This window comes from Streptomyces sp. SAS_270, from assembly GCF_052543295.1.
Genome location: NZ_JBMNDS010000069.1, coordinates 15,824 through 29,023 on the forward strand (window position 1 = coordinate 15,824; position 13,200 = coordinate 29,023).

The following is a 13,200-nucleotide window of genomic DNA, read 5'->3' on the forward strand; positions in this document are numbered from 1 at the left end:
GTGACGACCATCCGTCGTCACGGCGCCGCCTTGTCACCGCAGCCCGCTCACACCCGTGCCAGCCGCAGCGTCACCAGCTCGAACGGCCTCAGTCGCAGCGTCAGCCGGTCGCCGTCGCGCTCCGGCGCCACGGCGTCGGCAAGGGGGCGTTCCAGCAGGTCCGTCACCGTGACGGCGGCTAACTCGAAGCCCGCGGTCAGGGTGGCCCGGGTGCGACCGCCGCGGGACTCGTGGAAGCGGACGACCACGTCGCCGCTGCCGTCGTCGGCGAGCTTCACGGCGGTGACGACGACCGCGTCCTGCTCGACACTCACCAGCGGCGCGACCGCCGAGGCTTTGCCGGTGACCGTGCGCTCCGGCAGGTTGGTGCGCCAGCCCTCGCGCACCGCGTCCCCGATCCCCGCGCCGGGTACGAGCGCGTGCCGGAAGCGGTGCACGCCCTGGTCGGTCTCGGGGTCCGGGAAGCGCGGGGCGCGCAGCAGCGAAACGCGGACGGTGGTGGTCGTACCGCCGTCACCGTCACTGCGTACGGCACGGGTGACATCGTGGCCGTACGTCGAGTCGTTGACGACCGCGACGCCCCAGCCCGGCTCCTCGATGTGCACGAACCGGTGGTTGCAGGCCTCGAACTTGGCCGCCTCCCAGGACGTGTTGGTGTGGGTGGGGCGGTAGAAGTGCCCGAACTGCGTTTCGGACGCGTACCGTTCGGCGTGCACGTCGAGCGGGAAGGCCAGCTTGAGGAACTTCTCGGTCTCGTGCCAGTCGACCTCGGTGTCGAGGGTGAGCCGCCGCTCCCCCGGCGCGAGGGACAGCACCTGTGTGACGCGGGAAGCGCCGAAGGACCGTACGACGCGCACCGAGCTGCCGTCGGCGCCCGGGACGACCTCGTCGGCGTCGATCAGGTCGGTGCCCGTGTTCCGGTAGAACTCGTCGACATCCCAGGCGTCCCACATGTTCGGGAAGTCCGGGTGGAGCTGGAGGAGGTTCGCGGCACCTCCGGGGGCGATGGTCTCCCGGTCGGCCTCGATGTCGTGGACGGAGACGACGAGGCCGCGCCCGTCGATCCCGATCCGCAGCAGCCCGTTGTCGAGGACGTGGCCGCCCGTTGCCGGCGAGATCAGCGATACGGCTCCCGCGACGACGGGGATGCCGGCGCCGCCCGCCGGCACGCCGCTTCGGCTGTGCGGTGCGGAGTTGAAGACCAGTTCCGTGCTGCCCTCCCCCACCAGGGCCCGCTGCGCCGCGTCGATGACGGCGTTCAGTTCCTCGGCGACGCGCGCATAGGTCCTGCGGGCCTCCCGGTGCACCCACGCGATGGACGAGCCCGGCAGGATGTCGTGGAACTGATGGAGCAGCACCGTCTTCCAAATACGGTCCAACTCCTCGTACGGGTAAGGGAATCCGGTGCGTACGGCCGCGGTCGCCGCCCAGAGCTCCGCCTCGCGCAGCAGGTGCTCGCTGCGGCGGTTGCCCTGCTTGGTGCCGGCCTGGCTGGTGAGGGTGGCGCGGTGGAGTTCGAGGTACAACTCCCCCACCCACACGGGCGGGTCGGGGTATTCGGCCTGCGCCTTCTCGAAGAACTTCTCGGGTGTCTCCCACACCACCGCGGCGGAGCCTTCGAGGTCGCGCAGCCGGGTCGCCTTGGCGACCATCTCGCGGGTGGTGCCGCCGCCTCCGTCGCCCCAGCCGGTGGGCGCGAGGGAGTGCCGGGCCGCTCCCTTGTCCTTGAAGTTCCGTGCCGCGTGGGCGATTTCACTGCCCTTCATGGAGCAGTTGTAGGTGTCCACGGGCGGGAAGTGGGTGAAGATCCGGGTGCCGTCGAGGCCCTCCCACTGGAAGGTGTGGTGCGGGAACTTGTTGGTCCGGGACCAGGAGATCTTCTGTGTGAGCAGCCACTTGGAGCCCGCCGCCTTGATGATCTGCGGCAGCCCGGCGGCGAAGCCGAAGGTGTCGGGCAGCCACGCCTCCTCGTTCTCGATGCCGAACTCGTCGAGGAAGAACCGCTTGCCGTGCACGAACTGACGGGCCATCGCCTCCGAGCCCGGCATGTTCGTGTCGGACTCGACCCACATCCCGCCCGCCGGCACGAACCGCCCGTCGGCCACGGCCTTCTTGACCCGCGCCCACACCTCGGGCCGGTGCTCCTTGACCCACGCCCATTGCTGGGCCTGGGACATGGCGAAGACGAAGTCGGGCTCGTCGTCGAGCAGGGCCGTCATGTTGGAGGTGGTTCGCGCGACCTTGCGGACCGTCTCGCGCAGCGGCCACAGCCAGGCCGAGTCGATGTGCGCGTGCCCGACGGCGCTGATGCGGTGCGCGGAGGGGACGGCGGGCTCGGCGAGCACGCCCGCGAGGTGTGTACGCGCGCCGGCGGCCGTGCCGCCCACGTCCTGCAGGTCGACCGCGTCGAGGGCACGCTCCACGGCGCGCAGGATGTCCCAGCGCCGCGCGCCGTCGACCGGCAGCTCGGCCATCAGCTCGCCGAGCACTTCCAGATCGATGACGAGCTGCCACACGGTCTCGTCGAACACCGCGAGGTCCATCCGGGCGAGGGTGTACTGCGGCTCGCTGCCTGCCGTCTCCTTGTCGCCCAACTGCGTGGGCAGGAAGGGGTGGTAGTCGAGGATGACGGGGTTGGAGGCGGCTTCGATGTGCAGTCGGACCTCCTCGCCGCCCTCGACGGGAGAGCCGATGCGCACCCACTGGTTGCGCGGGTTGAGGCCCTTCACCGGAGTCCCGTCGGGCCGGTAGACGAGGCCCTCGCACTGGAAGCCGGGCATGTTCTCGTCGAAGCCGAGGTCCAGCAGTGCCTCGATGGTCTTTCCGGCCCAGGCCTCGGGGACGGTTCCGGTGACGCGGAACCAGCTGGTGCCCCACGGAGCACCCCAGCGCGCGCCGACCGCGATCGGCTCGGGTGCGGCGGCGAGCCCCTCCGCGACCGGTACCGGCTCGCCGGGGGCGTGCCACACGGCGACGTCCAGCGGCACGGACTCGGGGTACACGGCAGGGCGGATGCGCTCGTCGAGGACGCGCCGGAGGCGGGCTTCGACCAGGGTGCGGTCGTCATGCATGGAGTGCTCCGTGGGGTGAGGGTGCTTTTTCGCTACCAGGTACGGGTGGTCGTGGCGGCCGTCGACACGGTGAACAGCTCCCCGACCGCGCGCAGTTCGAACCCTGCGGAGCTCTCCCCCTGCTCGGGGGCGAGACCGGCGACGTAGAAGGCCCGCTGGCAGGTGCCGCCGAGGAAGCGGCGGGTGCCGTCGGGCAGGACGCGGTGCAGCTCGTAGTGGCGTACGGCATCGGGGGCGGCCCGCCACGCGAAGCGCAGGTTGCCGCCGTCGGCGTCGGTGACGCGCAGGTCGGTGGGGGCGGCCGGGGTGACCGTGGCGCCCCGGACCGCGAGGCCGCCGAGCCGCCAGCGCACCTGGCCACCGCTGCCGGTCAGCCGTACCGCGAGCGTGCGCACCGTGCCGGACAGGCCGGTCAGCGCAACGGTCGTGGTCTGCCAGCCCGTGCCGGTGGCGAGGGGGAAGTAGGTGTACGAGGGCGCTTGCCCCGGCGCGCTCGGATCGGCGGTGGCGACCGCCAGTTCGACACGCACGCTGCCCGCGTCGACCCGATGGGTCAGTTCCACGACCGTTTCGGAAGCGACGGGCAGCCGTGTCGTGTACAGCTCCAGCGTCGTCGGCGCGTTCAGGGAGCCGGCGACCAGCAGGCTGCTGCCGCCGCGCCAGGCATCCGCGAAGTCGAAGGCAACAGAAGGGCGTTGACCGCTGGTGCGCACGATCCAGCGGCGCGAGGGCAGCCGGTCCTGGAGCCCGAGATGGTTCCAGGCGGTGTCCGAGGTGGCCTTTCCGGCCTCGTACCACTTCAGGCCGTGGCCGGTGTTGAAGACCGTCGCGAAGGGGGCGGAGGTGACGGTGGAGCGGTCGGCGACCGATACCGCGGGGGCCCGCCAGTTCGCCGTGGTGTCCGGCTTCGACGGGTCGAGGGAGGCACCCGTCCAGAACAGGTCGTCGGCCGCGTGGAAGTCGCCGGGTGTGCGGTTCGCGGGCAGGTGGTTGCGCGTCCATTCCGGCCGGTAGAAGCCGATGGACGTGAGGTGCGCCGAGGTGGTCGGCACGATCGCGTCCCAGTTCACCGAGGAGTTCGTTCCGTTGGATTCGACGTCGACGCCCGCCCACAACTCGTAGCGGCTGCGTCCGAGTTGGCCGGCCACGTTGCCCGAGGAGACCAGCGAACTCTTCGACCAGCGGAAGTCGAGGAACATCGAGTCGGCGGCCTGGAAGAACGTCTTGTTCTGGTTGTTCAGGGCGCCCTGCCAGCTCACCGAGCCGTTCACGGTCATGGCGTCGTACCAGGTGACGCGCTGTCCGCGCGCCGCGCCGAGCACCTTGAGCTCCTTGAGGAAGCCGCGCATGTCGGTGGCGAGCGCGGAGTCGCCGCCGCCGGTCTCGGCGTTGACGAACCAGCCGTCGAAGCCGTAAGCGGCGGCGACCGCGACCAGTTGCGCGGCGAGCGGGTAGTGCCCGGCGGAGTCCTTCTGGACCAGGTCGCGGGTCCACTGGAGCTGCCCGCCGTAAGCGACGGGCGGCAGGAAGATGTTGCCGAGGACGGGCACCCCGTGGCGGTGGGCGGCGTCCACGATCGGCGCGTTGGGCGCGAGGACGATGCCCTCGCCCGACGATCCGCCCCAGAAGACGAGCTCGTCGACGTACGCCCAGTGGGTGAGGGCGTAGTAGTCGGCGGTGGCTGCGCCCTGTGCGGGGTTGCTCGACGTGGGGCCGAAGGAGACCAGGGACTGGACGCGGGCCTGCCCGGTGCGGGCCGTGGTGTTGGCCGGTGTCGGGGTGAAGCGGGTGGCGAGCGGCACGGACGCGGCGTTGAAGGCCAGGTCGGCGTCCGTGTCGGCGCGCCATGCCTTCAGGCTGCGCCAGGTGATGCCGGTGCCCGGGGAGCCGGAGGGCAGGGAGTCGGGATACCAGTAGGAGGCGTACGGCTGGAGGTCTCGGGTGGCCGCGGTCGCGGCGGCGGGCAGCGCGGGGGTGAGCGCTGCCGAGGCCGCGGCGAGCAGGACGGTGCGTCTGCTGAGGTTCACTGCGTGCTCCGTTTCGTTGTGGGACGGGCTACTCGGTGACCTGTTCGGGGGTGACGACTTCGGTGATGCCGCGGGCCGCGAGGTGTTCCTTGTCGTCGGCGCGGTCCGCGAGAACGGTGGTGGGGCGGGCGCCGTCGGCGGTGAGCCGGGCGAAGGCCTCGAAGACGGGGCCGCCGGGGGCGCAGACGGAACGGCCCTGTGCGATGTCGACGGCGAGGGCCGTGGTGCGGGGCTCGGGCGCATCCGGTCGCCGTTCCCCGACGATGCGGGCGAGGGTCTCGGCGGCCGGCTTGTTTTGCCGGTCGTTGGTCAACAGGCCGAGTCCGTATTCGAGTTCGGGGAAGTCGGCGAGGTCGCGGCTGACGTCGTGGGAGCACCACCAGGTGATGCCCCACAGGTCCGGGCAGTCGAGGACGTTCGCGACGGTCGCCTCGGTGAAGGCGGCGGCGTGCTCGGCCGGGATCAGCGGGGCGGGCGCGCCGACCTCCTGGAGCCAGACCGGGCGGTGCGGGTCGTGCGCCCAGGCCTTGGCGAGTTCGACGAGGTACGCGGCGTGGTGCTCGGTGGCCGTGCCGGTGCGGCCGTGGCGCTGGGCGGTGCCGTTGAACACCCAGGAGTGCACCGCGGTGAGGGCGCCGAGGTGGGCCGAGTGGGCGGGCGTGAAGGGCTGGTCGTCCTGGTACCAGGCGGCGTCGTAGGAGGCGTGCAGGTGCAGCTTGCCGGGGGCGCCCTCCTCGCACGCGCCGAGCAGCCGTCGCAGCCATGCTTCCGCCTGTGCGGGCGTGATGCGGTCGGGGTCGGGGTGGGGCCCTGCCGCGAACTGGTTGACCTCGTTGCCGAGCGTCATGCCGATGAAGTTCGGCCGGTCGGCCAGCGCGGCGGCGAGCGTGCGCAGGTAGGCCGCCTCCGCCTCGACCACGTCCGGGTCGGTGAACAGGTTGCGCCGGTGCCAGGTGCGCGTCCACGCGGGAAGGAAGTCGAAGCTCGACAAGTGCCCTTGCAGTCCGTCCACGTTGACGTCGAGCCCGCGCTCGGCCGCCGCGTCGGCGAGCGCGACGAGCTGCTCCACCGCGCGGGGGCGGATCAGGGTGCGGTTGGGCTGGAAGTAGGGCCACAGGGGGAAGACCCGGATGTGGTCCAGGCCGAGCCGCGCGATGGAGTCGAGGTCGGCGCGGACGGCGTCGAGGTCGAAGTCGAGCCAGTGGTGGAACCACCCTTCGCTGGGGGTGTAGTTGACGCCGAAGCGCACGGCAGATGTCATGCGGATTCCTTGGAGCAGCGGGGGTGCGGAGGCGGAGCGGTGGGGTGCGGGGGCTCAGCCCTTGACGGCGCCCTCGCCCACGCCGCGGAAGAAGAACCTCTGAAGGCAGGCGAAGAGGGCGATCAGCGGTGCCACGGCGATGATCGTGCCCGCGGCGACGAGCCGTTCGTCGTTGGCGAAGGTCCCGTGCAGATAGTTGAGGCCGATGGTGAGGGTGAACTTCGACGGATCGCTGAGCACGATGAGCGGCCACAGGAAGTCGTCCCAGGCACCCATGAACGCGAAGATCGCGACGACGGCGAGGGTGCCCTTCACCGACGGCAGGGCGATCCTGAGGAACCGCTGCCAGGCGTTCGCGCCGTCGACGAAGGCCGCCTCCTCGATCTCGTAGGGAAGGTTGAGGAACGCGTTGCGCATCAGCAGTACGTTCATCGCGCTCACACAGCCGGGCAGCACCACGCCGATGAGCGTGTTGTTCAGGCCCAGTTCACGCATCGTCGTGAACTGGGCGATGATGATGCTCTCCGCGGGGACCAGCATCGCGAGGATGAAGACGAGCGTGGCCACCTTGCGGCCGCGGTAGCGCAGCCGGGCCAGGGCGTAACCGGCGAGCGCGGCGCCCACGCAGTTGGTGACGACGTTGCCGACGGCGACCTTCAGCGAGTTGAGGGCGTAGTCCCACACGGGGATGGTGTCGGCGACCCGCTCGTAGTTGTGCAGGGTCGGCTCGCCGGGCAGGAACTTCGGGGGCGAGCTGAAGATGTCCTCGGTCGGGCCCTTGAGCGAGGTGGACAGCTGCCACAGGAACGGGCCGACGGTCAGCGCGAGCACGGCGAGCAACAGCAGGTAGCGCAGGGCGAGTTCCCAGACGCGGATACGGCGGCCGTGCTCGTCGGTGATCCGGCGGCGGGGCTTTCGCGCCGGGGCCGGGCGCTCGACGGGGCGTGTCTTGTCCAGGACGCTCACTTCTCCTCCTTCCGGTCGGCGCGCAGCACGAGCAGCATCAGCGCCACGGTCACCAGGAAGACGACGACGGAGAGGGCGGAGGCGTAGCCGACGCGGCCGGTCAGGCCGGTGCCGGTGCGCTGGACGAGCATGACGAGGGTGGTGTCCTCGCCGGCCGGGCCGCCGTCGGGCCCGGCCATCAGGTAGACCTCGGAGAACACCTTGAAGGCGGCGACCGAGGAGAGCGCGCCGACCAGCACCATCGTCGAGCGGACGGCGGGCACGGTGACCGTGAGGAAGCGGCGCACCGCGCCCGCGCCGTCGACCGACGCGGCCTCGTGCAGCTCGCGCGGCACGTTCGCGAGCGCGGCCAGATAAATGATCATGTAGTAGCCGAGGCCCTTCCAGACCGTGACGGCCATCGCGCTCAGCAGAAGCAGCCACTGGTCGCTGAGGAAGCCGACTCTGCCGATCCCGACCGCCTCCAACACCGCATTCACCAGGCCGCGTTCGTCCAGCAGCCACACCCAGATCAGACCGACCACGACGATGGAGGCGACCACCGGGGTGTAGAAGGCGGAGCGGAAGAACGTGATGCCGGGGATGTTCTTCTGCACGAGCAGGGCGAGCAGCAGCGGGAGCAGCACGAGCGCGGGGACGACCCCGAGGACGTAGAGCGTGCTGTTGCGCAGTGCGGTCCAGAACATCTCGTCGTGCAGGAGCTCGCGGAAGTTGGCCAGTCCCACGAACTCGCCGGGGATCAGGGTCCGGCGGTCGGTGAAGGAGTTGATCAGGGTGGAGACGAACGGGTACAGGATGAACGCGCCGGTGACCAGCAGTCCGGGGGCGGCGAACAGCCAGGGGCTGGTGGGCAGATGGCGCCGCACTCGTGACGCTTTCTCCGGCGGGGCGGGCGCCTGCGGAGCAGGTGCCGTACGGGCGACGGTGGGACTCGCCATGACGGTTCATCCCTGCTGCTGGAGGAGCCGGTCACAGGCCTTGACAGCGTTGTCAAGAGCTTCCTTGGGGCTCTTCTTGCCCTGGAGCGCCTTGGCGACCTCGTTGCGCAGCGCGGTCTTCATCTGTTCGCTGAAGAGCACCGGCGTGTAATTGACCGCATTCTTCAGGGACTTGGCGGCGGCGATCCGCACCCGTGTCTCGTCGGTGCCGTCCTCCTTGGTGAAGTACGGGTCGTCCAGCGATCCGGCGGTGCTCGGGAAGATCGCGACCTTCTTGGCGAACGACATCTGGTTCTGCGCGTCGGTGACGTAGTGCGCGAAGGCGACCGCGGCCGGGGTGTGCTTGGTGCGCGCGTTGACCATCACGCCCATCACGTACATGTTCACCTTGCCGGTGCTGGTGATCTGGTCCGTGATGCCGATGTTCTTGTACAGGTTGGGCGCCTGCTTCTTGAAGTTGCCCAGGTCCAGGGCGCTGCCGGGATTCATGGCGACGGCCTCGGTGAGGAACTTCTTCCCGGACGACTCGGGCGTCGCGGTCAGCGCCTGCGGGTCGAGCGCCTTCGCGTCGTACAACTCCTTGTACTTGGTGAGGAGTTCGACTCCCTTGGCGTCGTTGAAGGCGAAGCCGGTGCCCGCCTTGTTCATCAGCTCGACGCCGTAGCGGCCGAAGTCCTCGATGGTGGGCACGTTCGCGAGGGTGGCGACCTTGCCGTTGCTCTTCCTGGCCAGCTGCAGGGCGTCGGCGAAGAGTTCGTCGTACGTCGTCGGCGGCTTGGAGGCGTCGAGTCCGGCCTCCTTGAAGAGGGACTTGTTGTAGAAGAGCGGGCCGGTGTTCAGGTACCAGGGGAACGCGTACGTCCCGGTCATGCCCGGTATCTCGTGGCTCGCCCAGGCGCCGTCCAGGTACTCCTTCTTGTACTTGGCGGCGGACTTGTCGAGGTCGAGGGCGAGTCCGGCCTTGGCGAGCGGGGCGACCAGGTCCGGGGAGACGTTCACGACGTCGGGCAGGGTGCCGCCGGCCGCGTCCGCGCTGATCTTGTCGGCGTAGCCCTCGGCGGGCTGGTCGACCCACTTCACGTGCGCACCGGGGTACTTCTTCTCGAAGTCGGCGATCACGCCCTCGAAGTACGGCTTGAAGTTGGCTCTCAGGTTCCAGGTCTGGAAGGTGATGTCGCCCTCGACCTTGCCGGAGGCGTCGGTCGAGCCGCCGCCGTCGTCACCTGAGCCGCAGGCACTCAGCGGCAGGACGACGGCGACGGCGGCAGCGGCGAGAGCTCTGCGGGAGATACGCACGGATGGGACTCCTCTGCAGGGTGATGAACGGGTGCCGTCGCAGACCTTGCAGGCTCGCGCCTTTCGAAGTCAATGGATTCGTCGCAGCTAAATTCTTTAGTGCAGCAAATCCGCAGGCCAAAAGCCCTCCTGCAAGCACTTGTGGCTGATAACTAATGCGCTTTAGGATGCGAGCACTCAAGCGCATTAGTGCACAGGTTCCACGGAATGGAGAGCAAGGTTGCCAGCCAAGCGGTCTCCCGCGCGCCGGCCGACGATGAAGGACATCGCGCAGCGCGCCGGGGTCTCCGAGAGCGCGGTCTCCTTCGCGCTCAACGACCGGCCGGGGGTCTCGGACCTCACCCGTGCCCGGGTCCGCCGGGTCGCCGAACAGCTGGGCTGGCGGCCGAGCACGGCGGCGCGGGCCCTGTCGGGCGAGGGCGCGGCCACGGTCGGCCTGGTGCTGGCGCGCCCCGCCGACTCGCTGGGCGTGGACTCGTTCTTCCTCCAGCTGATCTCCGGCATCCAGGAGGTGCTGGCGGAGCGTCACCTCGGGCTGCTCTTCCAGGTGGTGGAGGACGTGGACGCCGAGTGCGCGGTCTACCGGCGCTGGTGGGCCGAGCACCGGGTGGACGGGGTACTGGTGGTCGACCCGCGCACCGACGATCCGCGCCCCGGCCTGCTGGACGAACTGGGGCTGCCCGCCGCTGTCATCGGCGGCGTGCCGGACGCGCGGCATCCGGGGCTGTCGACCGTGTGGGCGGACGATGCGGGTGCGATGGCGTCGGTGGTGGACCGGCTGTACGCGCTCGGCCATCGCCGGATCGTGCACATCGCGGGTCTGCCGGGGCTCGCGCACACCGAGCGCCGTATCCGCACGCTGCGCGCGGAGGCCGAGCGGCGCGGGCTCGCCGAGGTGCGCTCGGTGCCCACGGACTACTCGGACGCGCAGGGCGCCGCCGTCACCCGGCGCGTCCTGGAGAGCGGTCTGCCGCCGACCGCGCTGGTCTACGACAACGACGTGATGGCGGTCGCCGGGGTCGCCGCCGCGACCGAGCTCGGATTCCGCGTGCCGGGTGACGTGTCGGTGGTGTCCTGGGAGGACTCGGCGCTCTGCCGCATGGTCAAGCCGTGGCTGTCCGCGCTCTCCCGTGACACTGCGGAGTTCGGACGGACGGCGGCGCAGGAGCTGACCGCGCTGCTGGACGGCGGACCGGCGCGGACGGTGCAGGTACCGGTGCCGCGGCTGATCGAGCGGGACAGCACGGGACCCTGCGGGAACTGAGCCCGCGTTGCCCGGCAAATCCTCGTGTTCTCCCGCCGATGACTTTCCCGCGGTGCCACAGTCTCCATGACCGCAAGCACCCGACACCCGAACGAGGAGCCCCTTCCATGCGCATCGTAGTCACCGAGTTCATCAGCCTCGACGGCGTAGTGCAGGCGCCCGGCGGTCCCGAGGAGGACACCGACGGCGGCTTCGCCCATGGCGGCTGGACGCACCCCTTCTTCGATCCCGAGGTGCTCGGCGGCGCCTTCGCCGAGGGGCTCTCGCAGGCCGAGGCCCTGCTCTTCGGGCGCCGGACCTGGCAGACCATGGCGGGCGCCTGGCCGGAGCGGGCGGGCGACCCGTTCGCCGACCAGATGAACAGCCTCAAGAAGTACGTCGTGACAAACACCCTCACCGACGACGACCTGACGTGGAACAACACCACCCGCATCCCCGGCGACGAGGCCGTGGCCCGCATTCGCGAGCTGCGCGAGAGCGACGGCGGCAGCCTGGCGATGATGGGCAGCCCCACCCTCGTACGCACACTCCTGGCCGAGGGCCTGGTCGACGAACTCCAGCTCATCGTCATGCCGGTGATCCTCGGCGGCGGAAAGACGATCTTCCCCGACAACGGCGTGAAGCGCACGTTCGAACTCGTCTCCACGGTCACCGCCAAGACGGGCGCGCAGGTGTGCACGTACCGGCCGGTCGCCGGGGAGTAGCGCGAGGCCTGCGCGGCCCGGGACCGCGAGCGACGATCGGGGCTCATCCGTCCCTCCCGCAGAGCAGCGCCGGGTCAGTCCCACCGGAAGAGCCACTGCGTCGAGGGGACCTGCCGCTCCACGGCCGCCAGGCACACAGCCACTCGGGGCGGTGAGGGGCCGGCATCCCTGAGGCGCGACTCCCCGCGCGCGGGACATCCGGAACGCGGTGCCTCTCGACGCGAGGCCCCCTGTCCGGGCACAGTGCTCCTCGTACTCACCAGTAATCCACTCAGTACGACGTCACCCACGAGGAGCGCCCGTGACCAGCTGGGCCGGTCGGACCGCCGCCGAGATCGCCGCGGCCGTACGCGAGAAGAAGGTGACGCCGCGCGAGGTGGTGGCCGAGCACCTTGCGCGGATCGAGCTGCTCGACGGGCGCGTCGGTGCCTTCCGGGTGGTGCGCGCGGACGCGGCGCTCGCCGAGGCGGACGCGGTGGCCGCGCGGGCCGACCTGGCCGAACTCCCCCTCGCGGGTGTGCCGGTGGCCATCAAGGACAACCTGGCGGTGCGCGGCGAGTCGAACCGTGTGGGCTCCGCCGCGACCGCGGACACGCCCGCCGACGCCGACCATGTGACCGTGGCCCGGCTGCGCGCGGCGGGCGCGGTGGTGGTGGGCCTGACGAACGTGCCCGAGCTGTGCGTCTTCGGCACCACGGAGGGCGTGCACGGCACCTCCCGCAACCCGTGGGACACCACACGCACGGCGGGCGGCTCCTCGGGCGGCAGCGCGGCCGCGGTCGCCGCCGGGATGGTGCCCATCGCGCTCGGCAACGACGGGATGGGCTCGCTGCGCATTCCGGCGGCCAACTGCGGCCTGGTCACCCTCAAGCCCGGCCTCGGGGTCGTGCCCGCGGGCATCAGCGACGGCGACTGGTTCGGCATGTCCGAGAACGGCCCCCTCGCCACGACCGTCGAGGACGCGCGGCTGATGTTCGCCGTCCTCGCGGACACCGAGGTCGTCCGCGGCGAGGGGACGACCGCGCGCAAGGTCGCCGTCTCGCTGCGCAGCCCGCTCGCCGGTATCGCCGTGACCAAGCCGTATACGACTGCCGTCAAGGAGGCTGCGGGGCTGCTCGCCGGCGCGGGCAACCAGGTACGGCGCGCCGATCCGCCGTTTCCGCTGTCGCTGAGCGTCACGTCGCTCACGACCTGGACGGCGGGCACGTCGGTGGACGCCCAGGGCCTCGACCCGCGGAAGCTGACCCGGCGCACCCGGGTGCACGCGGCCGTCGGGCGCCGCTTCGTGGCCAAGGTGCGGGCGGGCGAGAGCCGGGAGCAGCTTCGCCGGCGGCTGGAGCCGTTCTTCGCCGAGCACGATGTGCTGCTCACTCCGGCCCTGGCCCGGCGCTCGCCCAAGGCCGGGCCGTGGCACGAGCGGGGCTGGCTGCGCAATGTGCTCGCCAACTCGAACTACTCGCCGATGACACCGCCGTGGAACCTGACCGGCTGGCCCGCGATGTCGGTGCCGTTCGGCACGCTGCCCTCGGGCGCCCCCTGCGCCGTACAGCTGGTGGCGCGTCCGGGGTCGGAGGCGGCGCTGCTGGAGGTGGCGGAGCAGTTGGAGAAGCTGCACCCGTGGCAGCGGACGGCGCCGCTGGACTGAGGGCCGGGTCTAGGGGGTGTTTTGAAAG

9 protein-coding genes are annotated in these 13,200 nt (G+C 70.7%); 3 read left to right on the top strand and 6 right to left on the bottom strand.

Annotated features, from left to right (window positions below):
- Positions 1-47: 47 nt before the first annotated feature.
- The 6 genes from ACN6LB_RS34060 to ACN6LB_RS34085 are packed head-to-tail and all read right to left on the bottom strand — an operon-like array spanning position 48 to position 9,559.
- Positions 48-3,071 carry an alpha-mannosidase gene (locus ACN6LB_RS34060; protein WP_445029204.1) on the bottom strand — a complete coding sequence of 1,008 codons (3,024 nt, stop codon included), beginning with the start codon at positions 3,069-3,071 and terminating at the stop codon, positions 48-50.
- A 32-nt stretch (positions 3,072-3,103) separates the two neighbouring features.
- Positions 3,104-5,098 (bottom strand): endo-beta-N-acetylglucosaminidase, encoded by a 1,995-nt coding sequence (locus tag ACN6LB_RS34065; RefSeq protein WP_445029205.1) that lies wholly within the window; start codon positions 5,096-5,098, stop codon positions 3,104-3,106.
- A 28-nt stretch (positions 5,099-5,126) separates the two neighbouring features.
- Complete coding sequence (locus tag ACN6LB_RS34070) at positions 5,127-6,359, bottom strand: glycoside hydrolase 5 family protein (protein ID WP_445029206.1); 1,233 nt, start codon at positions 6,357-6,359, stop codon at positions 5,127-5,129.
- A gap of 54 nt (positions 6,360-6,413) precedes the next feature.
- Positions 6,414-7,325, bottom strand: a complete 912-nt coding sequence (locus ACN6LB_RS34075; protein ID WP_356141877.1) for a carbohydrate ABC transporter permease — start codon at positions 7,323-7,325, stop codon at positions 6,414-6,416.
- Positions 7,322-8,263 carry a carbohydrate ABC transporter permease gene (locus ACN6LB_RS34080; RefSeq protein WP_445029207.1) on the bottom strand — a complete coding sequence of 314 codons (942 nt, stop codon included), beginning with the start codon at positions 8,261-8,263 and terminating at the stop codon, positions 7,322-7,324. The genes ACN6LB_RS34075 and ACN6LB_RS34080 overlap by 4 nt, the downstream gene beginning before the upstream one ends.
- 6 nt (positions 8,264-8,269) lie before the next feature.
- Positions 8,270-9,559: an ABC transporter substrate-binding protein gene (locus tag ACN6LB_RS34085; protein ID WP_445029208.1), complete on the bottom strand. Its 1,290-nt coding sequence runs from the start codon at positions 9,557-9,559 to the stop codon at positions 8,270-8,272.
- 220 nt (positions 9,560-9,779) lie between these two features.
- Between ACN6LB_RS34085 and ACN6LB_RS34090 the strand changes: the two genes are divergently transcribed.
- From ACN6LB_RS34090 to ACN6LB_RS34100, 3 genes are all read left to right on the top strand, one after another.
- Positions 9,780-10,823, top strand: coding sequence for a LacI family DNA-binding transcriptional regulator (locus ACN6LB_RS34090; RefSeq protein WP_445029209.1), 1,044 nt, complete (start codon positions 9,780-9,782; stop codon positions 10,821-10,823).
- Positions 10,824-10,930: 107 nt separating this feature from the next.
- The gene (locus ACN6LB_RS34095) at positions 10,931-11,527 is read left to right on the top strand and encodes a dihydrofolate reductase family protein (RefSeq protein WP_445029210.1); all 597 of its coding nucleotides are present in this window, start codon (positions 10,931-10,933) and stop codon (positions 11,525-11,527) included.
- A 301-nt stretch (positions 11,528-11,828) separates the two neighbouring features.
- On the top strand, positions 11,829-13,172 hold the full coding sequence (locus ACN6LB_RS34100) for an amidase (protein ID WP_445029211.1): 1,344 nt from the start codon (positions 11,829-11,831) through the stop codon (positions 13,170-13,172).
- Positions 13,173-13,200 lie beyond the last annotated feature (28 nt).